This window comes from Brevundimonas olei, assembly GCF_037055245.1.
GTDB lineage: Bacteria > Pseudomonadota > Alphaproteobacteria > Caulobacterales > Caulobacteraceae > Brevundimonas > Brevundimonas olei.
In genome coordinates this window covers 680,103-702,014 of sequence record NZ_CP146369.1, presented here as the reverse complement: position 1 = coordinate 702,014, position 21,912 = coordinate 680,103, and the positions used below count along the sequence as shown (strand labels likewise).

The 21,912-nt window shown below is 67.9% G+C and carries 23 protein-coding genes and 1 tRNA gene; 13 read left to right on the top strand and 11 right to left on the bottom strand.

Annotated elements, in window-relative coordinates:
* Nucleotides 1-26 precede the first annotated feature (26 nt).
* From V8J38_RS03400 to V8J38_RS03380, 5 genes are all read right to left on the bottom strand, one after another.
* The gene (locus tag V8J38_RS03400; protein WP_338577890.1) at nucleotides 27-389 is read right to left on the bottom strand and encodes a hypothetical protein; all 363 of its coding nucleotides are present in this window, start codon (nucleotides 387-389) and stop codon (nucleotides 27-29) included.
* Entirely contained in the window at nucleotides 386-1,681 is a 1,296-nt protein-coding gene (gene hmgA, locus V8J38_RS03395; RefSeq protein WP_338577889.1) for a homogentisate 1,2-dioxygenase, read from the bottom strand. Before hmgA ends, V8J38_RS03400 begins: the two co-directional genes overlap by 4 nt.
* Before the next feature lie 90 nt (nucleotides 1,682-1,771).
* Entirely contained in the window at nucleotides 1,772-2,890 is a 1,119-nt protein-coding gene (locus V8J38_RS03390; protein ID WP_338578585.1) for an acyl-CoA dehydrogenase, read from the bottom strand.
* 129 nt (nucleotides 2,891-3,019) lie between these two features.
* Nucleotides 3,020-4,204 (bottom strand): acyl-CoA dehydrogenase family protein, encoded by a 1,185-nt coding sequence (locus V8J38_RS03385; protein WP_338577887.1) that lies wholly within the window; start codon nucleotides 4,202-4,204, stop codon nucleotides 3,020-3,022.
* A 63-nt stretch (nucleotides 4,205-4,267) separates the two neighbouring features.
* A complete protein-coding gene (locus V8J38_RS03380) occupies nucleotides 4,268-4,525 on the bottom strand; it encodes an Lrp/AsnC ligand binding domain-containing protein (protein ID WP_291779074.1) in 258 nt (85 codons plus the stop codon).
* Between the two features lie 50 nt (nucleotides 4,526-4,575).
* Between V8J38_RS03380 and V8J38_RS03375 the strand changes: the two genes are divergently transcribed.
* Both V8J38_RS03375 and V8J38_RS03370 read left to right on the top strand, forming a co-directional pair.
* A complete protein-coding gene (locus V8J38_RS03375; protein WP_338577885.1) occupies nucleotides 4,576-5,418 on the top strand; it encodes an alpha/beta hydrolase in 843 nt (280 codons plus the stop codon).
* 89 nt (nucleotides 5,419-5,507) lie between these two features.
* Nucleotides 5,508-6,182 carry a bifunctional 4-hydroxy-2-oxoglutarate aldolase/2-dehydro-3-deoxy-phosphogluconate aldolase gene (locus V8J38_RS03370; protein ID WP_338577884.1) on the top strand — a complete coding sequence of 225 codons (675 nt, stop codon included), beginning with the start codon at nucleotides 5,508-5,510 and terminating at the stop codon, nucleotides 6,180-6,182.
* A gap of 109 nt (nucleotides 6,183-6,291) precedes the next feature.
* On the opposite strand, the gene ppa is transcribed toward V8J38_RS03370, so the two are convergent.
* On the bottom strand, nucleotides 6,292-6,849 hold the full coding sequence (gene ppa / locus V8J38_RS03365) for an inorganic diphosphatase (RefSeq protein ID WP_291779068.1): 558 nt from the start codon (nucleotides 6,847-6,849) through the stop codon (nucleotides 6,292-6,294).
* 126 nt (nucleotides 6,850-6,975) lie between these two features.
* Between ppa and V8J38_RS03360 the strand changes: the two genes are divergently transcribed.
* The gene (locus V8J38_RS03360) at nucleotides 6,976-7,662 is read left to right on the top strand and encodes a DUF599 domain-containing protein (protein WP_291779066.1); all 687 of its coding nucleotides are present in this window, start codon (nucleotides 6,976-6,978) and stop codon (nucleotides 7,660-7,662) included.
* Between the two features lie 236 nt (nucleotides 7,663-7,898).
* Here the strand turns inward: V8J38_RS03360 and V8J38_RS03355 are convergent, their stop codons facing one another.
* The gene (locus tag V8J38_RS03355; protein WP_338577883.1) at nucleotides 7,899-8,720 is read right to left on the bottom strand and encodes an N-formylglutamate amidohydrolase; all 822 of its coding nucleotides are present in this window, start codon (nucleotides 8,718-8,720) and stop codon (nucleotides 7,899-7,901) included.
* Between the two features lie 129 nt (nucleotides 8,721-8,849).
* Here V8J38_RS03355 and cpdR point away from each other — a divergent pair, with 129 nt between their 5' ends.
* Together cpdR and V8J38_RS03345 are read left to right on the top strand one after the other, a co-directional pair.
* Nucleotides 8,850-9,206 carry a cell cycle two-component system response regulator CpdR gene (gene cpdR / locus V8J38_RS03350; RefSeq protein WP_003166166.1) on the top strand — a complete coding sequence of 119 codons (357 nt, stop codon included), beginning with the start codon at nucleotides 8,850-8,852 and terminating at the stop codon, nucleotides 9,204-9,206.
* A 115-nt stretch (nucleotides 9,207-9,321) separates the two neighbouring features.
* Nucleotides 9,322-9,396, top strand: a tRNA-Val gene (locus V8J38_RS03345).
* An 86-nt stretch (nucleotides 9,397-9,482) separates the two neighbouring features.
* Here V8J38_RS03345 and V8J38_RS03340 read toward each other — a convergent pair.
* Complete coding sequence (locus tag V8J38_RS03340; protein WP_338577882.1) at nucleotides 9,483-10,601, bottom strand: site-specific integrase; 1,119 nt, start codon at nucleotides 10,599-10,601, stop codon at nucleotides 9,483-9,485.
* A 403-nt stretch (nucleotides 10,602-11,004) separates the two neighbouring features.
* Entirely contained in the window at nucleotides 11,005-11,589 is a 585-nt protein-coding gene (locus V8J38_RS03335) for a hypothetical protein (protein WP_338577881.1), read from the bottom strand.
* 70 nt (nucleotides 11,590-11,659) lie between these two features.
* Here V8J38_RS03335 and V8J38_RS03330 point away from each other — a divergent pair, with 70 nt between their 5' ends.
* From V8J38_RS03330 to V8J38_RS03315, 4 genes are all read left to right on the top strand, one after another.
* Nucleotides 11,660-11,965, top strand: a complete 306-nt coding sequence (locus V8J38_RS03330; RefSeq protein ID WP_338577880.1) for an XRE family transcriptional regulator — start codon at nucleotides 11,660-11,662, stop codon at nucleotides 11,963-11,965.
* A gap of 102 nt (nucleotides 11,966-12,067) precedes the next feature.
* Nucleotides 12,068-12,856 carry a hypothetical protein gene (locus V8J38_RS03325; protein WP_338577879.1) on the top strand — a complete coding sequence of 263 codons (789 nt, stop codon included), beginning with the start codon at nucleotides 12,068-12,070 and terminating at the stop codon, nucleotides 12,854-12,856.
* On the top strand, nucleotides 12,747-14,306 hold the full coding sequence (locus tag V8J38_RS03320) for a DNA polymerase Y family protein (protein WP_338577878.1): 1,560 nt from the start codon (nucleotides 12,747-12,749) through the stop codon (nucleotides 14,304-14,306). Before V8J38_RS03325 ends, V8J38_RS03320 begins: the two co-directional genes overlap by 110 nt.
* Nucleotides 14,303-17,692 carry an error-prone DNA polymerase gene (locus tag V8J38_RS03315; protein ID WP_338577877.1) on the top strand — a complete coding sequence of 1,130 codons (3,390 nt, stop codon included), beginning with the start codon at nucleotides 14,303-14,305 and terminating at the stop codon, nucleotides 17,690-17,692. Before V8J38_RS03320 ends, V8J38_RS03315 begins: the two co-directional genes overlap by 4 nt.
* 59 nt (nucleotides 17,693-17,751) lie before the next feature.
* On the opposite strand, the gene V8J38_RS03310 is transcribed toward V8J38_RS03315, so the two are convergent.
* Nucleotides 17,752-18,741: a cation diffusion facilitator family transporter gene (locus tag V8J38_RS03310; RefSeq protein WP_338577876.1), complete on the bottom strand. Its 990-nt coding sequence runs from the start codon at nucleotides 18,739-18,741 to the stop codon at nucleotides 17,752-17,754.
* 277 nt (nucleotides 18,742-19,018) lie between these two features.
* Here V8J38_RS03310 and copC point away from each other — a divergent pair, with 277 nt between their 5' ends.
* Both copC and copD read left to right on the top strand, forming a co-directional pair.
* A complete protein-coding gene (gene copC / locus V8J38_RS03305; protein WP_291779028.1) occupies nucleotides 19,019-19,396 on the top strand; it encodes a copper homeostasis periplasmic binding protein CopC in 378 nt (125 codons plus the stop codon).
* 1 nt (nucleotide 19,397) lies between these two features.
* On the top strand, nucleotides 19,398-20,303 hold the full coding sequence (gene copD / locus V8J38_RS03300; RefSeq protein WP_338577875.1) for a copper homeostasis membrane protein CopD: 906 nt from the start codon (nucleotides 19,398-19,400) through the stop codon (nucleotides 20,301-20,303).
* A 10-nt stretch (nucleotides 20,304-20,313) separates the two neighbouring features.
* Here copD and V8J38_RS03295 read toward each other — a convergent pair whose 3' ends face one another.
* Nucleotides 20,314-21,048 (bottom strand): PepSY domain-containing protein, encoded by a 735-nt coding sequence (locus tag V8J38_RS03295; RefSeq protein ID WP_338577874.1) that lies wholly within the window; start codon nucleotides 21,046-21,048, stop codon nucleotides 20,314-20,316.
* 141 nt (nucleotides 21,049-21,189) lie between these two features.
* Between V8J38_RS03295 and V8J38_RS03290 the strand changes: the two genes are divergently transcribed.
* Together V8J38_RS03290 and V8J38_RS03285 are read left to right on the top strand one after the other, a co-directional pair.
* Nucleotides 21,190-21,471: a hypothetical protein gene (locus tag V8J38_RS03290; RefSeq protein WP_291779018.1), complete on the top strand. Its 282-nt coding sequence runs from the start codon at nucleotides 21,190-21,192 to the stop codon at nucleotides 21,469-21,471.
* The gene (locus tag V8J38_RS03285) at nucleotides 21,468-21,908 is read left to right on the top strand and encodes a Spy/CpxP family protein refolding chaperone (RefSeq protein WP_291779014.1); all 441 of its coding nucleotides are present in this window, start codon (nucleotides 21,468-21,470) and stop codon (nucleotides 21,906-21,908) included. The genes V8J38_RS03290 and V8J38_RS03285 overlap by 4 nt, the downstream gene beginning before the upstream one ends.
* The last annotated feature ends 4 nt before the right edge of the window (nucleotides 21,909-21,912 follow it).

Sequence of the window (21,912 nt, the reverse complement as noted above, 5' to 3'; positions counted from 1 at the left end):
ATCGCGACGGGGCCCTTTTCATGACGTCAGTCGATGCAGAGCGTCGGCTTGGCCTGGCCGTGCTCGATCACGGTGCGACAGCCGAAACGATTGCTGTCTGCGGCGCAGAAGCCGCTCGCGGCCGCGCCGGCCGCAGGGCGGGCGTCGGCGGACGCCAGGCAGTCCCCCTGACACTGGGCGCCGTCAGTGCAGGGCTTCCCCGCATCGGCGTAGCGAATGACGCACTGGACGCTCTGCAGCCTTCCCACGGGACGCATCTCTCCGCCCCGAGCGGCGCAGGCCGCAGCGTCGGCGGACTGGCCGGTCGCCTCCTCGGCGGACGGCGCGCATCCGGCCAGCGCCAGCAGAGCCGAAAGCCCCGCCGCCATGATGATCGATTTCCCCCTCACGCCGTGCGGCCTTTCTGGAAGCCGGTCCAGCAGTCGTCGTAGTCGAGCTGCATCAACGGCGTCTGTTCGGCCCAGGCCGTGGTGCGGATCGGCATGCGCGTCTCGAACATGAAGGCCAGGGTGTTCTCGATCTTGTGCGGCTTGAGGTCCGTCCTGGTCGCCCCGTCCCAGCTGGCCTGGTCCGGACCGTGGCCGCTCATCCGGTTGTGCAGGGAGGCGCCGCCGGGAGCGAAGCCGCCCGCCTTGGCGTCGTACTCGCCGAAGATCAGCCCCATGAACTCGCTCATGACGTTGCGGTGGAACCACGGCGGACGGAAGGTGTCCTCGGCCACCATCCAGCGCGGCGGGAAGATGACGAAGTCGCAGTTGGCCGTGCCGGGCGTGTCACTGGGCGAGGTCAGGACGGTGAAGATCGACGGGTCCGGGTGATCGAAGCTGACGGTGCCGATGGTGTTGAACCGCGCCGTGTCATAGCGGTAGGGCGCGTAGTTGCCGTGCCAGGCCACAACATCCAGCGGGCTGTGGTCGAAGGTCACAGCCCACAGCTTTCCGCCGTATTTCTGAACGCACTCCGTCGGACGATCCACGTCCTCGAAGGCGGCGACCGGGGTCTCGAAATCGCGCGGATTGGCCAGGCCGTTCGAGCCGATGGGGCCGAGGTCCGGCAGGCGGAAGGGCGCGCCGTAGTTCTCGCAGACATAGCCGCGAACCTCACCGTCGACCTCGACGCGGAAACGCACGCCGCGCGGGATGACGACCACATGGCCCGGCGCCGCCTCGATCACGCCCATCTCGGTGACGAAGCGCTGCGCCCCCTGCTGCGGCACGATCAGCAGCTCGCCATCGGCTGAATAGAAGACCCGGTCGACCATCGAGCGGTTGGCGACATAGAGGTGGACGCCCACCCCCGTCCCGGAATCGGCGCAACCGTTGCCGCCATAGGTCGTCAGCCCCTCGACCCAGTCGGTCGGCTGGTCCGGCATGGGCAGCGGGTCCCAGCGCATCCGGTTGGGATTGGGCGGCGTCTCGGTGAAGGGACCGGAGCGCACCCTCCCCTGCGCGAACGGCTGATAGGGCCCGTGCTGGGCCGACGGCCGCAGGCGATAGAGCCAGCTTCTCAGATTATGGTCGCGCGGGGCGGTGAAGGACGTGCCCGACAGCTGTTCGGCATAGAGGCCCAGCGCCGGACGCTGCGGCGAGTTGCGACCCACCGGCAAGGCGCCGTCCACCGCCTCCGTCGCGAAGTGGTTGGCGAAACCGCTCTGATAGGCGGGCGCGTTGGATCGCGTCATGTCGTTTCTCCCTTGCCGGGAGATGTAAGCGATCGCCGCGAAACCGTCACCCCGAGCCGCACGGCTTTGCCCTGGATCAAACGGAAATCGTCAGAATCCTTGCATCCTGGCCAGGCGTTCAGCGTGAAAATGGGCGTCGCCGAGCAACTCGTTCAGGACGCGGACACGCTTCATGAACAGGCCGACGTCGAACTCGTCCGTCATGCCGACGCCGCCGTGCATCTGGACCGCCTCCTGCACCGCCAGTTCGGCGACGCGGCCCGCCTTGGCCTTGGCGATTCCGGCGGCCTGTTCGGCGTCGGGACGGCCCGCGTCGATGGCCTGAAGCGCGGCCAGCGTCGCCGCCTTGGCCAGTTCCAGCTCGGTGAACAGATGGGCGGCGCGGTGCTGCAGGGCCTGGAACTCGCCGATCAGCCTGCCGAACTGCTTGCGGGTCTTCAGATAGTCGAGCGTGATCCTAAACGCCTGGCCCCCCGCCCCGACCAGCGACGAGGCGGCGCAGGCGCGGCCCAGCGTCAGGGCGGCGTCCAGCGGTCCCTGCCCTTCGCCCACGGCGCCGATCACGGCGTCGGCGTCGACCTGAACCTCGCTCAAGGTCACGCGGGCGGCGTTGTGGGCGTCGACCATGACGGTGCGCTCGACCGAGACGCCCGGCGTCGCCGGATCGATCAGGAACAGAGTCAGGCCGTCGTCAGTTTGCGCCGCGACGATCAGGGCGTCGGCGATGTGGCCGTCCAACACGAAGCCCTTGGCGCCGTTCAGCTTGAAGCCGTTGCCCGAGCGTTCGGCGCGCGCAGCGATCTTCGCGGGCGCGTGTTTGGGTCCTTCGTCGACGGCCAGGCTGAGGATGGCCTCGCCCGCCGCGATCCGGCCCAGCCATTGCTTCTGCGTCTCTGATCCCGCCGTCTTCAGCACCGTCGCCGCCAGCACGGACGAGCCCATGAAGGGCGACGGCGTCAGGGTGCGGCCCAGACTTTCAGCGATGACGCCCGCCTCGACGGCGCCGAGGCCCGAGCCGCCGTCTTCCTCAGGGATGACGACGCCGGAAAATCCCATCTCGCCGAACGCCCTCCACAGGTCGCGCGAGACGCCGTCCGGGTCGCGGCTGTCGCGCAGCCGGCGCAGATGGGCGATGGGCGCGCGTTCGTTCAGGAAGCCGTCGGCGGCGTCCTGAAGCATGATCTGCTCTTCGGTCAGGATCAGGGGCATCAATCCTACTTTCTCTTCGTCATGCCCGGACTTGATCCGGGCATCGGGCGTGGTGGCGAGCGGGCGGCGTCCAGTCCGGCGCAGCCCTCGATCCTCGGGTCAGGCCCGAGGATGACGGCGGGCGTGGCGTCACGCCCCCGGCAGTTGCAGCAGGTGTTTGGCGATGATGTTCAGCTGGACTTCGCTGGTGCCGCCCTCGATGGAGTTGGCCTTGGTGCGCAGCCAGTCGCGGGCGGCCTGGCCGTCGTTCGAGCGGTCGCCCTCCCATTCCAGCGCGTCCGATCCGCCCGCCGCCATGGCCAGTTCGTGACGGCGCTTGTTCAGTTCGGAGCCGTAGTATTTCAGCATGGAGGCGATGGCCGGGTGGGCCTGTTTGGCCTTCATCTGATCGCCCGCCCGCTCCATCGCCAGGCGGAAGGCGGCGGCGTCGATGTCATAGTCGGCGATGCGGGCGCGCAGCAGCGGCTCGTCCAGCCGCCCGGCCTCGTCCAGCCCCAGATGATCGGCCGCGACCTGTCCCAGCGGACGGCCGACGCCCGTGTCGCCCATGGCGCCGATCATGGTTCGCTCATGCGCCAGCAGGGCCTTGGCCACGTCCCAGCCCCGGTTCAGCACGCCCACTAGGTTCTCCTTTTCCACGCGCACGTCGTCGAAGAAGGTCTCGCAGAAGGGCGACTTGCCGCTGATGAGCGTGATGGGCCGCGTCGTCACGCCCGGCGTCGCCATGTCGAACAGGACGAAGCTGATGCCCAGATGCTTGGGCGCCTCGGGATCGGTGCGGACCAGGCAGAAGATCCAGTCGGCCTTGTCGGCGTAGGAGGTCCAGATCTTCTGACCGTTGACGATCCAGTGGTCGCCCTGATCGACAGCGCGGGTCTGAATGGAGGCGAGGTCGGACCCGGCGCCCGGCTCGGAATAGCCCTGGCACCAGCGGATTTCGCCGCGCACGATGGGCGGCAGGAAACGCTGTTTCTGCTTTTCCGTGCCAAAGGCCAGTAGCGCCGGCCCCAGCATCCAGACGCCGAAGCTGTAGAGCGGCGGCCGCGCCTTGATGCGGCGCATCTCCGACGCCAGCACCTTGGCCTCCTCGCGGTTCAGCCCACCGCCGCCGTATTCGCGCGGCCATTCCGGCGCGGTCCAGCCGCGCTCGGCCATGCGGTCCAGCCAGACCTTGTGCGCAGGAGTCGGGAAGACGGCGTTGCGGCCGCCCCAGACCATCTCGGCCTCGCCCGGCGCGGCGCCGCGACATTCAGGCGGGCAGTTCGCCTCCAGCCAGGCGCGCGTCTCGGCGCGGAACGTCTCCAGATCGGCCATGGCCGCCCTCCCTCGCGTTCTTGCTTGGAGAGGACGCTAGCCGGTCCTTTTTGGAAACGGAACCTACTTCTTGGTGGGCATGAAGGGCGAGAAGGTGATGACGGTGAAGGTGTCGCGGATGTGCGGACGCGTCTGCACCTGCTTGGTGACGAAGGCGCCGATGTCGGCGTCCTTGGGCAGCTGGAACTTGGCCAGCAGGTCGTGCTGGCCCGAGGTCGAATAGACCTCGCTCACATTCTCGACATTGTCGACCAGATCGGCCGCAACATCGTGGGCATGGCCCAACTCGCATTTGATGAAGACGAAAATGGCGGTCATCATGGCCTTCAAGCCTCCCGTTCAAGTGGAGGTCTCTAGCGGATGGAGACGACATGGGTAAGGCTTTGTCGCCCGAGGCGACGCTGACGATGGAACGGGCCGCGGCCTATGAGGCGGCCTACAACAACCGCGCCCGCGTGCCGGGGCACCCCGCTATCCTGGATCGCTGGCGCAAGGACTCGCTGCGGGTGATCGACGCCCATCGGCCCGAGACGATCGAATACGGCCCGTCCGAACGGCAGAAGATGGAGTGGTTCGACGCCGGGTCCGGCGCGCCGGTCGCCGTCTTCATGCACGGCGGCTATTGGCAGTCGCTGGATCGGGGCTGGTTCGCCTGGGTCGCGCCCGCCCTGCTGGAGCATGGAATCAGCGTCGCCGTGCCGGGATACGATCTCGCGCCCGGCGTCTCGGTCGGCAAGATCATCAGCCAGATGCGCGAGGCGACGGAGGCGGTCCGCGCCCGCACCGGCAAGCGGCCGCTGGTCTTCGGCCATTCGGTCGGCGGCCATATGGCGGCGGGCATGCTGTCCGAGGGCCGAGCGCGGGCGGCGCTGGCGATCTCGGGCGTGTTCGATCTGGAGCCGCTGGTCCACACCTCGCTGAACGAAGCCCTGGGACTGGACGCGCCGATCGCGCGCGCGCTGTCGCCCATTCACTGGCCCGCGCCGAACGGCTCGACGCCCGGCGGCACGGCGCTGGACTGCTGGGTCGGCGGCGAGGAGAGCAATGAGTTCGTGCGCCAGAGCCGCGAGATGGCCGCCGCCTGGGGCGGCAAGGGCGCCGATACCCGCGTCGAGATCGTGGAGGGCGCCGACCACTTCACCGTCCTGGACCCGCTGGCCGATCCCGACAGCGCCATGGTGAAGCGGCTGGTGGAGCTGGCGACCGCCGAATAGCGGCGCTTACCAGGATTGATCCCGGTTACCCTTGACGTCAGGGGCGTCGCGCGCCGATCTGCGGGCCTCGGATCTTGAAGGAGACCTCCATGCGCCACGACCGCCTCAGCGTGCTGACCGCCCTTGAAACCCAGGGCGTGGTGCCGGTCTTCTATCACCCCGACCAGGAGGTCTGCGCCGAGGTGATCCGGGCCTGCGCCCGCGGCGGCGCCAAGGCGATCGAGTTCACCAACCGCGGCGACTTCGCCTGGGAGACCTTCACCGCCCTGTCCAAGGAATTCAGCCGCACGGATCCCGACATCATCATGGGCGTGGGCTCGATCCTGGATGCGCCGACGGCGGCCCTCTACCTGGCCTCGGGCGCGCGCTTCGTCATCAGCCCCTGCCTGGTTCCCGACGTCGCCAGGGTCTGCAATCGGCGACAGGTGGCCTATTCGCCCGGCTGCGGCTCGGTGCGCGACATCTCCGAGGCGCAGGAGCTGGGCTGCGAGATCGTCAAACTGTTCCCCGGCGCCTCCGTCGGCGGGCCAGACTTCGTCAAGGCGGTTCTGGGCCCCATGCCCTGGAGCAAGATCATGCCGACGGGCGGCGTCGACCCGGACGAAGCCTCCATCGCCAAATGGTTCGGGGCCGGCATCGTGGCGACCGGCATGGGCTCCAAGCTGATTACCGAGGCCGCCATTCAGGCGCGCGACTGGGCCGGCATCGAGGCCAAGGTGCGCCAGACTGTCGAGGCGATCGCGGCGTTCCGGGCGAAGGGCTGACCCTCTCCCTCCCCTTCAGAAACGGCGCTCAATGGGACGAGCGGCAACGCACAAAAAAGACCCCGCCGGCTCGCCCGACGGGGTCTTTCTCTATTCAGACAGGCTCGCCTCAGGCGGCGGCGTCGGCCTTGGCGGCCAGCTTGGCCTGGTGAGCCTTCATGCCCGCCGCGATCAGTTCTGCGGCTTCGCCGGCGTCGCCCCAGCCGTTGACCTTGACCGACTTGCCCTTCTCCAGATCCTTGTAGCGGGTGAAGAAGTGCTCGATCTGCTCGATCAGGATGGCGGGCAGCTGACGGTAGCTGGAGACCTCGGTGTAGTAGGGGTTCAGCTTGTCGACCGGCACAGCCAGAATCTTTTCGTCGCCGCCAGCTTCATCGACCATCTTCAGCACGCCGATCGGGCGCGAACGGATGACGCAGCCGGGCACCACCGGCGTCGGGTTCAGCACGATCACGTCGCAGGGATCGCCGTCGTCCGACAGGGTGTGCGGCACAAAGCCGTAGTTGCCCGGATAGTACATGGCGGTGTGCAGGAAGCGGTCGACGAACAGGGCGCCCGACTCCTTGTCCATCTCATACTTCACCGGCAGTCCGCCCTGCGGAATTTCGATGATGACGTTGATGTCCCACGGCGCGTTAGGGCCGACCGGGATGGCGTCGATGTTCATGGTACGCTCTTATTGCAGGTGCGAACGGGGAGAATTGACGCGCGTGATAAGCTTTGCGCGGCTTTACGGCAAGCGTCGCGGCGATCACGCTTGCCTTGCGGCGGCTGACGTGGCGTCAATCCAGACATGAGTCTGTTCGATTGGATCGCCCTGTTCGTCTTCGTCGTCGCCTGGCTGGGCTATGGCCCGCTGATCCGCCTGGTGGCGCGGCGCAGCGGCTCGCTCAACATGGACATGCTGTCGGTGCGCGACGCCTGGATGCGCGCCATGACCCATCGCGAGATGCGGCTGATCGACAGCCAGTTGATGGGCCATTCGATCAACTCGGCCTCCTTCTTCGCCTCGACCAATCTGCTGCTGATCGCCGCCGTGGCCGGGGTGCTGTTCGGGGGCGAGGCGGCGATGCGCGGTTTCGCCGCCGTCGGGGCCGAGCCCGTCGCTCCGCGCCTGATGGAGGCTAAGCTGGCCCTGGTTCTGGTCTGCCTGGCGCGCGGTTTCCTCGACTTCATCTGGGCCTTGCGCCAGCTGAACTACACCCTGGCCCTGATCGGCGCCGCGCCGGAAATCCACGAAGAGGCCGATCGCGTCGCCTATGGCCGCGCCGTGGGGCGGTTGCTGAACCCCGCACTGACCAATTTCAACCAGGGCGTTCGCGGCTATTATTTCGCCCTGGCCGCCGCCGCCTGGTTGTTCGGGCCGCTGTGGCTGATGCTGGGCGCGGTGTCGGTGTTCGCCCTTCTGGCCTGGCGTCAGCTGGCCTCGCCCGCCGCCAGCGCCATTCGCCAGGCCCGCCGTCTGCTTGAACGCGGATGATTATCTCGCAAATGCGAAATCGCCATCGCCGCCCCGCGCCGCCGAGAGGCGACGTCAGACTTCGTAACACCCCGTGATTGTATAAGATTGACTCGGCGCTTGTATTTTTGTGCGCTGCAAACTAACTTGTTTTTCGACGCTTTCGAGCGTCTTGCCCTTCCTGGGCGTTTCCTCCCTATAGACTTTCCAAAGCCGCGCCGTTTGGCGCGGCTCTTTTTTTGCCTCGTTCGCGGTCGTCAGGCGCTCTGGTCCGCGCACAGGCCGGCGATGACCCGCCGCAAGGCCGAGCGACATCGCGTCCAGCCCGGCGAGGGCGCCCAGGCCGCATCATCCCAGTACAGGCCCCGGCTCAGCTCCACCTGGATCGCCTGAAAACCCTCGTCCGGCCGCCCCCAGCTCTGGGTCGCATAGCCGCCCGCATAGGGCCGGTTCAGGCCGACCGTCAGCCCCTGCGCCTCGAACAGCCGCCGCAGCCGCCGCGTCAACAGCGCCTCGCAACTGGTCCCGTGCCGATCGCCCAGCACCACGTCCACCGCCCCGTTCGTCGCCCGCGCCGGCATGGAGTGCCAGTCGATCAGCACCGCTCGCCCGAACCGCACCCGCGCCGTCTCCATCATCTCCTGCAAGGCCGCATGATAGGGCGCATGGACCCGCGCCACCCTCGCCTCGGCCTCGCCCCACGTCAGCCGTCGATCGTAGAGCGGCGTGCCGTCCCCCGCCAATCGCGCCACCACGCCGTACCCCGCCTGGGCCTTGGCGCTGGCGCGCGGTGCGACGGCGTCCGTGATCAGCGCCGGATCCCACTCGTCCGGCGCCCGGTTCAGATCGACGTAGGCTCGACCGATCCGCGCCGCGATCAGGGCCGCGCCTTCTGCCGGACCGCCGTCGACCAACTGATCGACGGCCGCGTCCTCGGCGCTGCGGACCGCGCGCATCGAGGCCGCCGCCTGCATGTCCTCGGGATAGAGGTCGCCCGAGTGCGGCGAGGCGAACACCAGAGGCGTCGCCCGCCCAGCCTCGGCCGGAACGATCCAGAAGGGCGGCTGATGCGCATCCATGCCTTGGCCATAGCCTGCTTTGTCGCGAAAGGCGCGCCTGAAGCCGTTGCGCCCCCCGTCGTCTTCACCGCCGGTTTACTCCGCAGGGCCTAGGCTGGCCGCCAATTTCCCAACGGTTTCGATTCGATCATGGCGCGCATTCTTCTGGCCGAAGACGACAACTCTCTTCGCGGCTTCCTGACCCGCGCCCTGGAGCGGGCCGACCATGAGGTCGTGGCCTGCGAAAACGGCGACGACGCCATCGACGCCCTGGACCAGGGCCCCTACGACCTGCTGCTGACCGACATCGTCATGCCGGGCGCCGACGGCATCGAGGTCGCCCGCGTCGCCGCCGCCCGCCAGCCGGGCCTGCGCATCATGTTCATCACCGGCTTCGCGGCGGTCGCCCTCAGCGCCGCCCAGGCCTCGCCCCAGGCCAAGGTCCTGTCCAAACCCGTCCACCTGCGCGACCTGGTGAACGAGGTCGAACGCATGATCGCGGCCTAACCGAAAGAAAAGTCGAACAAAGGCGTCAAAGCCCCTTGCAGCCCCCGCAAACGGCGGGTTATAGACGCCGCCTTCCCGCCCACCGGCGCACACGCCGAGGGGCCGCAGAACAGGCGGACGCGTAGCTCAGCGGGAGAGCACTACGTTGACATCGTAGGGGTCACAGGTTCAATCCCTGTCGCGTCCACCATTCTTTTCCTTAGGCTTTTTGGAACTGCTCTCCATCCGGGAGATCGTCCTGCCCAGGAAACGCCCATGAAATGCTCCCCGCCCAGGTCATCGCCGACCAATCGCTGAGCGCGCCTCTTCCATGTAGTTCGGGCTGTGATGCCCATAGACCCTGGCGATCAGCCCTTCGCTGGTGCCGGTGAAGCCGGCGACCTGCCAGGTCGGAACCCCCTTCTGAAGCAGCCAGGTGATGCAGGTGTGCTTCAGCGTGTGCGGCGTCACGTCCGCCCCCAGGCCCGCCCGCTCCTTGGCGCTTTCAAAGCCGCTGCGCTGACGCTGGATGATTTCCCCTTCGTATTCGCACGGGCCATGGATCGTCAGCCGACGCCATCGCCGCAGGTGCGGCATCAGCCGATGCGGTATCGGACAGGGCGGCCGACGCTTCCGCGTTTCCCGTTCCGCAGTGCCCCGACGATGGATGGTTTCCGTGACCAGATCGACCGAGCCTGCCGTCGGGCTCCGCGTCCAGCGCAGGGCCAAAACGGCTGAATGGCGCGTCGCCGTATAGAGGGCGATCAGAATGAAACGGGCCACATGATAGTTGGGCTCAGCGACACGACGCCACCCTTTGACGCCGCCCTGATCGTCAACGCCGACCGCCTCATACCCCAAGGCCCCGCGCAGAAGCCGCGCCGCTTCCATCCGCGTGAGCCAACGCTCATTGGGCTGCCCCGCATCCGGCTTCGCGATCGGGATCGGCCGATCCAGTTTTCCATGGCGATGGAGCAGGTTCAGCGCAGCCGCCAAGGTCTCGAGTTCACGCCGGGCGGTGGCCTCCACCACCGGTCTACGGCCATGGGCGCCGCCGGTTCTCGCTTTCACGTACTTCCGGCAGGCGTCGATGTTGATCGCGTCGCAGGTCAGGCCCCCCAAACCCTCCAGCAGACGGTCGACATGATAGGGCTCCGGACCGGAATGATCGTCCCGCAGAGATTCCAGATAATAGGTCAGCGCGTCGGCGACGGCGACCTTGGACGGATGGCCATCGCCGAAATCAGGCCGGTGCTTGTCGGCTAGATAGCAGCCGAACGCCTCTTCAGCGCCTCGCTGGTCCGACTCGCCAAAGCCCGTGCCGATTTCACGTCCACGGTCGAGGATGACATAGCGGGCCTCTCGGCCCTTTCGTTCGCGCAGATAGAGGCGCGGGGGTTGGGCGGGACGCGGCACAGTTCCCTCATCGCTTCGATGGCGGCCAGAGTGGTGAAATCCTTGTTGCCGATCCGTTCTATGATCAGGCGCCCACGGCTGGCCTCCAGCCGCAAGGTGCGCGCCGAGACAGAGCCGTCAGGAAAGGCGAGACGCGCCGCCACAGTCAGGCGAAGCGGGGTCGAAGACGTGATGGCGTCAGACCTGCGGTCGTGAAGATAACGCTCTACATGGGACAAAACAGCGAACTCGATCGTCAGAGACGACAATCGCTAGAGGCGCCCGGCGGGATACCGGGACAGACACCTCTTCGGGCGTCAGTTGTCGTCCACACATATATACAACGAACGACGTTCCAGGCGCAACAAGAAAAATCATCTATCTTGTTGTTTTTGTTAAGAAATGACCTGCGCTTGGCAACACATTACGTCTTCTGATCTTTCCGCAGCCAGTCCGCAGCGACGAACGCCTTGTCCAGAAAGATCGCCACCTTCTCCCATTCGGCGCCTGCACGACCGCCTTGTGCGGCCTTCCGGCGCACTTCGGCCAGAAGCTCCTCCCGTTCGATATAGGCCGCGATCTTTTCCAGATCAGGTCGACGCGGCGGCGGCGCCGACCGAACGCGTTTTCTGGCCTGCTCCTGCGTGCAGGCGCCTTTGAGGCGATTGGCGCGGTCGCTGATCACGCGAACATTCCCAGGCACATAGCCTTGGGCGGGCCTGATGCGGTCCAGCGAAGGCGATCCGCTCGACCGCTCGGAACCTGCCGCCAGCGGCACGCCGAGCACAGGACAAACCGGCGGCACCACCACGTCGCGACGGCGCAGATTGAACGGCAAGCCCAGGCGCGCCGCCCTTTCTCGCGCCCGCCCCAGCAAGGCCGCAACCGGGTCGCGACGCCGCCGCTGGCGCATATAGGCGCTCATATAGAGAGCGTTGCAGCGCCGACAGTCCGCGCGCTTCAACTGCGCCCCGTGAATGGGACAATTCAATTCGAATTGGTTCTTCATGGACAGATAAGACTCCAGATTTATAATGAGTCCATGAATTCAAAATGAGTCTAAAGAGTCAAATTTAATTATGAAGACACCTCGAGCGCGCTCCCCAAACCACCCCACAGGCGCCCAACTGCGCGGCGCCCGAGGCCTTCTGAATCTGTCGGTCCTGGACCTGTCGGAGCGCACCGGCCTGGCCGTAAACACCATCAAGCGCGCCGAAGCGACGAACGACTTCGCCCCCATCAACCGCGCCAACGCCAACCTGTTGGTCACAGTGCTTCAGAATCTAGGCGTGATGTTTCTGCCTGCGGACGAGGTGGTCGGGGCGGGCGTTCGGCTGGAAGCATCAGACACGCCGGCATTTGCGCGACGGCGAAGTGGGGATTGAGGCCAACCAAACGCCAGGATCGGTCGTTGACAGTGACCGTATCGAGTCTTGTCTCCCGCTTCGCTTGACTCCCCCAGGGGGTTGGCGCGCATATAAGAACATATGCGGAACATTCATTCTCAGCCTGACGCTCTGGCGGCGCTGAAGACTCGCCTGGAGGCCTTGGATCGGGCCGGCGGTCGTCGCGTCGGCGCGGGCGTGCGCGCGAGAAGCGACGACGCTTTTGCGCCGCTGGCCACGGGCGTTCTGCATGATCTCTACGCCGCAGCACCCGCCGACGCGGTGGCGATCAACGCCTTCGGTCTGGGCATGGCGCTGCGGGCGGCGGCCGGGCGTCCCGTCGTCTGGGGCCTGCATGAGATGGTGGCCCAGGAGGCGGGACGGCCGCACGGTCCGGGCCTGCATGAGATGGGCTTATCTCCGCGCGACCTGCTGCTGGTGCGGACGCGCGACGTGCAGACCCTGTTGGCCGTCGGCGAAGAAGCCCTGCGCAGTCCCGCCGTGGGCGCCGTGTTGTTGAGCGCCTGGGGCGAGGCCAAGGCCTTCAGCCTGACGGCCAGCCGCCGACTGGCGCTGGCGGCCGAGACGGGCGGCGCAACCCTGTTCCTGGCGCGAGCGGGCGCTCTGCCCTGCCCAAGCGCGGCCGAGACCCGCTGGTCGGTGACGTCCTGCGCGTCAGAACCTCTGGAAGGCGGAGCGCCGGGGCGGCCGTCTTTTTCCGCGACCCTGCTGCGGCGACGCCGTGGCGGGGCGACCGGAACCTGGATCATGGAGTGGGATCGTGAACAGCGAACCTTCCGCCCGCCCGCGCCGCTATCTGGCGGTCTGGTTCCCCTGGCTGCCCAGCGACCGGCTGCAGCGTCGGGAACAGCGGGACGACACGCCGCCTGAGGATGAGCCGCCCGTCGTCCTGGCCGAGAAGATCAAGGGCGCGCTGCGGCTGGCGGCCGTCGATCCGGCGGCGGCGCGGGCGGGGCTGACCCTTGGCCTGGCCCTGGCCGACGCGCGGGCGCGGACCCCTGCCCTACGCGTCGTCGCCCATCGCCCGGACCTCGACGACGCCCTGCTGGAGCGGGTGCTGGAGGATTTCGGCCGCTTCACCCCCATGATCGCGCTGGACCCGCCGCACGGCCTGATGCTGGACGTGACCGGCTGCGCCCACCTGTTCGGCGGAGAGACAGGCCTGATGCGGACGGTCCAGGCGCGGGCCGAACGCGCCGGACTCAAAATCCGGTGCGCCCTGGCTGGAACGCCCCAGGTCGCGCGCGCCCTGGCCCGCTTCGGCCCCGGCGGCCGGTTCGAACCCGGCCAGGACCGCGCCGCCGCGCGCCGCCTGCCGGTCGCCGCCCTGGAGCTTTCGGACAAGGAGGACGAGGCCCTGCGTCGCCTGGGCCTGAAGCGGCTGGGCGATCTGGACGATCGGCCCCGCGCGCCCCTGGCCGCCCGTTTCGGCGCCGACTTCCCGACCCGACTGGCGCGGGTGCTGGGCGATGAGGACATGCGCATCACTCCGCATCGTCCGCCCGCGCCCGTGGTCGTCGACCGCGTCTTCTTCGAGCCGATCTCGGCGCCAGAGGACGTGGAGCGGGTCCTGTCCGACCTGCTGGTCAAGACCATGGACCAGCTGGATCAGACCGGTCTGGGCGGCCGCGCCTTCGAGGCCGGCTTCTATCGCGTGGACGGCGAGACGCGCCGCGTCGTCGTTCGCACCGGCCGCCCGACCCGCGACGCCCCCGCGACCCTGCGGCTGTTCCGCGAGCGGATGGCGGCCCTGGCCGCCCCGCTGGACCCCGGCTTCGGCTTCGACCAGATGCGGATGTCCGTGCCCTGGACCCAGGTTCTGGCGCCGACCCAGCAAGGCCTGGAGCGCGAGACGCCTGGCGAGGAGGCCTTCAGCCGTCTGGTTGATCGGCTGACCGCGCGTCTGGGGCCGGAGGCCGTGCTGCGCTTCGAGCCCTTCGCCTCCCACATTCCCGAACGCGCTGGGCGGCTAGTCCCGGCCGCCGGCCGTCATAGCGACGAGACCTGGCCCGATCTCGACCCCGACGATCCGCCCTTGCGCCCTCTGCAGATGTTCGACCCGCCCCAGCCGGTCGAAACCCTGGCCGAGGTCCCCGACGGCTATCCGCTGAAGTTCCGCTGGCGCCGCGTCCTGCACGAGGTGACCCGCGCCGAAGGGCCCGAGCGGATCAGCGGCGAATGGTGGCGCGCGCCGAACCAGCGCACCCGCGACTATTACCGGGTCGAGGACCGGGACGGCCGCCGCTTCTGGCTGTTCCGCCAGGGCCTCTATGGCGAGACGCTCGAGCCGCGCTGGTTCATCCACGGCCTGTTCGCATGAGGAGGCTCGACCCTTGCGGCGACTACGCCGAGTTGGCGACGGCCAGCAACTTCTCCTTCCTGCGCGGCGCCTCGCATCCCAAGGATCTGGTGTTGACGGCGATCCAGCGCGGCCACGCCGGACTGGGGCTGGCCGATCGCAACACCGTCGCGGGCGTGGTGCGGGCCTGGAGCGCGCTGAAGGAGATTCGCGTCGAGGGTCTGGCCCCGCCGGACAGGATGCGCGACGGCGGCAGTCCCGGCGAGATCGCCTTCATCGAGGACCCGCTGAACGATCCGGCCCTGTCCGAGGAGGTGAAGCGCCGCGCGGCGGACTTCCGCCTGCTGACCGGGGCGCGGCTGGTCTTCAACGACGGGACGCCGGACGTCATCGCCTATCCGGAGACGCGGGCGGGTTGGGGGCGGCTGACGCGCCTGCTGACCCTGGGCAATCGCCGCGCGAAGAAGGGCGAATGCGAGATCGGCCTGCGCGACCTGCTGGCCGATCCGGAGGACCTGCTGCTGATCCTCGTCCCGCCGGACCGGCTGACAGGGCTGGAAGAGGGGCTGGCCCGCATGAACGCGGCGGCGCCGGGCGCGGTCTGGCTGGGCGCCGCCCTGCACAGGCGCGGCGACGACCGTCGCCGGCTGGCCCGGCTCAAGGCCATGGCGGAACGAGCGGACGTTCCCCTGCTGGCGCTCAACGACGTCCTCTACGCCGCTCCCGACGACCGCGACCTGCAGGACGTCCTGACCTGCATCCGCGAAGGCGCGACCATAGAGACCGCCGGCCGTCGACTGGAGGCCAACGCTGAACGCTGGCTGAAACCCGTGGGCGAGATGGTCCGCCTGTTCCGGGACGCGCCAGAGACGGTGGCCGAGACGACCGCCCTCCTGTCACGTGCGACCTTCGACCTGAGCGACCTGACCTACAACTATCCGCAGGAGCCTACGCCGCCCGGCAAGACCTCTCAGGAATGGCTGGAGTATCTCACCTGGCGCAATGCCGACTCCAAGTACCCGGATGGTGTTCCCGACAGCGTTCGGACGACCCTGGAAAGGGAGCTGGCCTTCATCAAGGATGCTGATTACGCCCCCTATTTCCTGACCATCCGAGACATCGTCCAAAAGGCTGAAGAACTGGGAATCCTCTGTCAGGGGCGTGGATCGGCGGCCAATTCCGCGGTCTGCTACGTGCTCGGCGTCACCTCGGTCGACCCCGCCAAACATGATCTGCTGTTCGAACGCTTCTTGTCCACGAGTAGAGGCGAGCCGCCCGACATCGATGTCGACTTCGAGCATGCGCGGCGCGAAGAGATCATCCAGTATCTCTATGAAAAATATGGTCGACATCGCGCCGGCATCGCCGCCACGGTTATCTGTTATCGTCCCCGCAGCGCCATCCGCGAAGTGGGCAAGGTCCTGGGCCTGACCGAGGACGTCACCGCCCGCCTGGCCTCGACGCAATGGGGAAGCTGGGGCTCTGAAATCAGCGCTCGTCAGATCGAACAAGCCGGTCTGGATCCCGCCAATCCGATGATCGGCCGCGCCGTCGTCATGGCCTCACGCCTTCTGGGCTTTCCGCGCCACCTGTCCCAACACGTCGGCGGCTTCGTCCTGACCCAGGATCGGCTGGACGAGATGGTCCCCATCGGCAACGCCGCCATGCCGGACCGCACCTTCATCGAGTGGGACAAGGACGACATCGACGCGCTTCACTTGATGAAGGTCGATGTGCTGGCCCTGGGCATGCTGACCTGCATCCGGAAAGCCTTCAACCTGATCCAGGCGCACCAGAAGCAGACCTACCTGCTGCACACCGTTCCGGACGAACAGGCGGACGTGTACGCGATGCTCCAGAAGGGTCAGTCCATCGGCGTCTTCCAGGTCGAGAGCCGAGCCCAGATCAACATGCTGCCGCGCCTGAGACCCAAGAATTTCTACGACCTGGCCATCCAGGTGGCGATCGTCCGGCCCGGGCCGATCCAGGGCGACATGGTGCATCCCTATCTGCGGCGACGCAGCGGCCTGGAAAAGGTTCATTATCCTTCGCCTGGCCGCCTCTACGGTCCGCCCGACGAGCTGAAGAAGGTGCTCCGCCGGACTCTGGGCGTGCCCCTGTTTCAGGAGCAGGCGATGAAGATCGCCATGGTCGCCGCGCGCTTCACTCCCGACGAGGCCAACGGCCTGCGCAAGGCCATGGGGACATTCAAGGGAGACGGCGACCTTCAGCGCTTTGAAGGCAAGATGGTCAACCAGATGATCGCGCGTGGCTATGAGCCCGATTTCGCGCGGCGCTGCTTCGAGCAGATCAAGGGCTTCGGCTCCTACGGCTTTCCCGAGAGCCACGCCGTTTCCTTCGCCAGGCTGGTCTATATTTCCTCCTATCTGAAGAAACGCCACCCCGCGGCCTTCGCCTGCGCCCTGCTGAACAGCCAGCCCATGGGCTTCTACGCCCCCGCCCAGATCGTGCGCGAGGCGCAGGAGGTCGGCGGGGTCGAGGTGCGCCCTATCGACGTCTCCCACAGCGACTGGGACAACAGTCTGGAGGGGCCTGAGAAAGCGCCCATCCTGCGTCTGGGCCTGCGCCAGATCGACGGCTTCAGGGAGGATTGGGCCAAGGCCCTGTCGACGGCGCGGGCCGCGGCGCCCTTCGCCGATATCGAAACCCTGGCCCGGCGCGCCGAACTGCCCGCCGCCGCCATGCGCAAGCTGGCCGACGCCGACGCCTTCCGCTCCCTGGGCCAGGACCGTCGCGAGGCCCTGTGGGCGGTGCGCCGCCTGCCCGACGACGATCCCCTGCCCCTGTTCGCCGCCGCCGAGGCGCGCGAACGGGGCGCGCGCGAACTGGGCGCCGAGCCCGACGCTCGTCTGCCCACGATGCCGCTGGGCGAGCACGTCGCCGCCGACTATCAGACCGCGCGCCTGTCGCTGAAGGCCCACCCCATGGCCATCCTGCGTCCCGTCTTCGCCGCCGACCGGGTGCTGACCTGCGCGGCCGCCGAAGCCAAGCGCGGCGGCTCCCTCGTGCGGGTCGCCGGCGTGGTCCTGGTGCGTCAGCGGCCGGGCAAGGGGAACGCCGTCTTCGTGACCCTGGAGGACGAGACCGGCATCACCAACGTCGTCCTGTGGGCGCGGATGCTGGACCAGTTCCGCCGCGAGGTCATGGCCGCCCGCCTGATGCAGGTCGAAGGCGTCGTCGAGAAAAGTCCCGAAGGCGTGGTCCACGTCGTCGCCCGCCGCGTCATCGACCGCAGCGCCGAACTGTCCCGCCTGTCAGAGGACCATGAGACCGACATCCAGCTCGCCCGCGCCGATGTCGTCGCTAACCCGCAACCGCCGCGACGCCCGTCGCACCGGCATCCGCGGGACGTCCGCATCCTGCCGGGATCGCGGGATTTCCACTAGGCGCCGGAAGCGGGCCCGCCAACCGGACACAAGACCCTAGCCTCGCCGTTCCGAAACCTCTAGCCGACCCGGGCGGCCGTGGGCGGCGCCTGCCGCAGCGCCAGTTCCGCCTTTTCAGGCCGGATATAGATCGAGGTGAGCTGCGGATACCGCTGCTTCAATTCGGTTTCGAGCGCCTCGATGACGGTCTCGGCCTCCCCCATCGCCAGGCCGTCCTCGAAATCCGCGCTGACCGCGACGAACACTGCGTCCGGCGAGGTATGGATGGTGCGCACATGGTTCACCGCCGCCACGCCGGGGCTTCGCTCTACGGCGGCCCAGATGCCGTGGACCAGTTCCGGATCGGCGCTTTCTCCGATCAGCAGCCCTTTGGCCTCGCGGGCCAGAAGGACGGCGACCAGGGCGAGGATCAGGCCGATGGCGATCGAGGCGACGCCGTCGATGCGCGGCTCGCCCAGGGCATGGCTCGTCCATACGCCCAGCGCCGCAATGGCGAGGCCGAGAAGGGCGGCGCTGTCCTCGAACAGGACGATGAAGCCCGCCGGATCCTTGGAGCGTCGCACCGCGCGCCACCAGCCAGCCCCCTGCCGCTTGGCGTTGAACGCTTTCACGGCGATGGCCCAGGAGCCGCCCTCGAGCAGGGCCGCCACCGCGAGAACCACATAGTTGATACGCGGATCGCCCAGAGGCTCCGGATCTCGAATGTGGAGCCAGCCTTCATAGATGGACACGCCGGCGCCCACGGCGAAGATCAGGATGGCGACGACGAAGGCCCAGAAATAGAGCTCGCGTCCGTAGCCGAAGGGGTGAAGCCCATCCGCAGGGCGCTTCGCGCGATGCTGGCCGTAGAGCAACAGGATCTGATTGCCGCTGTCGACGAGCGAATGCACGCCCTCGGTCAGCATGGAGGAGGAGCCGCTGATCGCCGAGGCGACGAACTTGGCGACGGCGATGCCGAGATTGGCGGCCAGCGCGCCGAGGAGGACGATGTTCTCCTTGAGGGGGTGGGTCTCGCCCGGCCCCTCCGGCCTGTCGCTCGCCCGGCTCACCTGCGGTCAGACCCGCCGTGAGCGCCGCTCTCCATCGGGAAAGGTTCAAACATCAGGTCGAACGCATCCGGCGCCGCCTTCAGGAGGCCGATGTCGCCGTCCGGGTGCGCGGGCGAGGGAATTTGAGCCACGGCGACCTCCTTCCCGGGAGCAGCGCGCGTCGCGGAAAGGAGTTCCCCCACGCCGCCGGTTCACGCTGACCTCCAGGCGGCTTCGCGAGGGACGCCCCGTGTCGCTGCGTAATTTGACCGAACCCCCTTCTGAACCGGAGCCTGTCATGTCCTTCCTTCGCCCCCTCGCCTTCCCCAGCCTAGCCGCCGCCGTCGCCCTGGCTTCTGTCGTCCTGCCCCCTATCGCGGCTCAGGCGCACGCCCGCCTGGTCAGCGCCACGCCCGCCGCCAAATCGACCGTCGCATCGCCGCGCACGGTGACCCTGACCTTCAGCGAGCGTGTGGCCCCGGCCTTTTCCAGCTTCGACGTGGTCAACGCCGCCGGGACGAAGGCGACGATCCGCACCGAGGTCAGCCAGGACGGCAAGACCATTACCGGCGCGCTGGCGCGTCCGCTGGCCGCCGGCGCCTATGTCGTCAACTGGCGCATCGCCTCCGTTGACGGCCACCGCATGACCGGCAGCTACGACTTCGTCGTCCGCTGAGATGATCGAGGTCTGGATCGTCATCCTGCGCGGCGTGCAATACGCCGCCGGCGCATTGCTGCTCGGCCTGCCCGCCTTCATGCTCTACAGCGCGCGAGCGATCGGGCCGCTAAATCTGCGCTGGTCGCGGTCCGCCCTGATCTGGGCGGCGGCCGCGCTGGCGCTGGCCGCGCCCGCCGCCTTGCTGGCTCAGACCGCCATGATGGCCGGGTCGTTGAGCGAGGCCGTCAAACCCGCCTCGCTGAGCTTCATGATCACCGGCATGGGACTGGGCAAGGCCATGGTCGTGCGGACGCTGGCCGCCGTTCTGGCGCTGGCCGCCGCCCTGCTGCTGCGACCGGGTCGTCTGATGTGGGGCGGGCTGACGCTGCTGGGCCTCATCATCTCGGCCAGCTTCGCCTGGACCGGTCACGGCGCGGCGACCGAAGGGTCAGGCCATGCGGTGCATCTGATCTCGGACATCGTCCACGCCGTCGCCGCCTCGGTCTGGATCGGCGCCCTGGCCGCCTTCGCCGTCCTGATCCTGCGTCGACCATCGGGCGACGCCGCCTGGGACGCGGGCGTGGCGCGCAGCCTGACCGGCTTCGCCGGGGTCGGCGCAGCGGCCGTCGGCGCCCTGGTCGTGACCGGCCTGATCAACAGCGCCTATCTGGTCGGCCTGTCCAGGGCGCTCAGCCTGGGCGACAGCCCCTATGGCGTCCTTCTGATGATCAAGCTGGCGCTGTTCGGCCTGATGGTCGCCCTGGCGGCGCTTCACCGCTTCCGCCTGGCGCCCCTGATGACCAGGGACGCCGGCCAGGCCTTGCCGCACTTGAAAAAAAGCCTGGCGGTCGAATTCATCCTGGCCCTGACGATCCTGGCCGTAATCGCCGTCATGGGCGCCCTGCCGCCCCCAGCGGCGCTGTAACGACGTCTTCCTAGAGGGCGGCCTTGCGACGGGCCGCCCGCACCGCCCCCGCCGTCTTCAGGTCGCGCGCCAACCGGATCCACAACAGGATGAAGCCCGTCACCACCATGCTGAGCGTCAGCACGGTCAGGCCGATCAGCAACGGATGGTTGAAGTTGTCGCCGTCCTTGAAGTCGAGGATGTGGAGCCGCCAGAAGAAGTCATAGAAGCGCCAGACCGCCGAGCGCCGCGTGACCACCTCCCCCGTCTGCGGCGACAGATAGAAGGCCGTGCGTTCCGCATCATCGAAATCCACACGCCAGATCGGCCCGTCGCGGCCGGTTTCCTTCGGCGCCTGATCCAGCAGGACGGCCGACCTGAGCGCCGCCTCGCCACGATAGGCTGCGGCGGCCAGGGCCGAGGCTTCGTCCGCCCTCATCCCCGCGAAAGGCCGGCCGGTCTCGGCGTCCAGGGTGACGGACGCGCCTTCAACCGGCGTCATGATCCAGGCCGCGCCGCGCTGCGTCATCTTCAGTTCGGCCCGCACCGGAGTCACTCCGGAAAGGCGCGAAACCTCAGCCAACGAAAGAATTTGCTCCAGCGGCAGGGCCGCGGGCGTCGACGCCTTCAGCCGGTGCTCGCTGCGCACCGTTTCGATCGGGATCGCGGTCATGACCAGACCGCCTCCGACCCAGAACAGCACCTGCAGGCCCACCACCAGGCCCACCCATTTGTGAATCTGGGTCGAGTAACGCAGAACCTTCATCGCTTCCCCTCAAGCTCAAGGCGCCGCGGCCGCAACGGCCGAATGAAACCTATACGCCTATCGACGCGCGCGCCCTCATGCGCTTTCAAGGGAAACAGCGACAGGCCGCGTATTCTCCGGCGAGGCCGCGAGGATTTTGCAATGACCGACGACATCGAGCGGATGCTGACGAGACCGCTTCCCGGCGACGACGACGCCCGACTGGCTGATCTGGAGGGGCGCGTCTGGCGCCGGATCGAGGAGCGCCAGGCGCAGCGCAGCGCAGGTCAGGTGCGGCTGGCGGTCATGGCTGTCGCCCTGCTGGTCGGCGTGACCAACGGCGGCGTCCTGGGACAGGCGTTCAAGCCGCGCCCCTCGGACATTCACGTCTTCAGCGTCTCGGCGGGGCTGTCGCCGATGACCAGCTTCGAGGTCGGCGGATGACGACCAACTGGAAGTCGATCGCCCTGACGGTCGTCCTGGCCGCCCTGGCCAGCGCCGGCGGCGCCTGGCTGGGCGCAGGCTGGATGATGAGGCAGCATGAGACCCCCGGCCTGCACGAGATCGTTCACCGGAAGCTCGACCTGACTGCGGACCAGGACGCCCGCCTGGACCAGATCGAGGCCGGATTCGCCGAACGACGCGAAACGCTGGAGGCCGACGTCCGCGCCGCCAATCGCGAACTGGCCAACGCGATCGCCGCCAGCCAGGGCGACAGCCCCGAGGTCCGCGCCGCAGTCGACCATTTCCACGACGCCATGGGCGCCTTGCAGAAGGCCACCATCGCCCATGTGTTCGAGATGCGCGCGGTCCTGACGCCGGAACAGGCCCGCGTCTTCGACAAGGAAATCGCCGGCGCTCTTACGCAAGAGCCCCGGTAAGGCC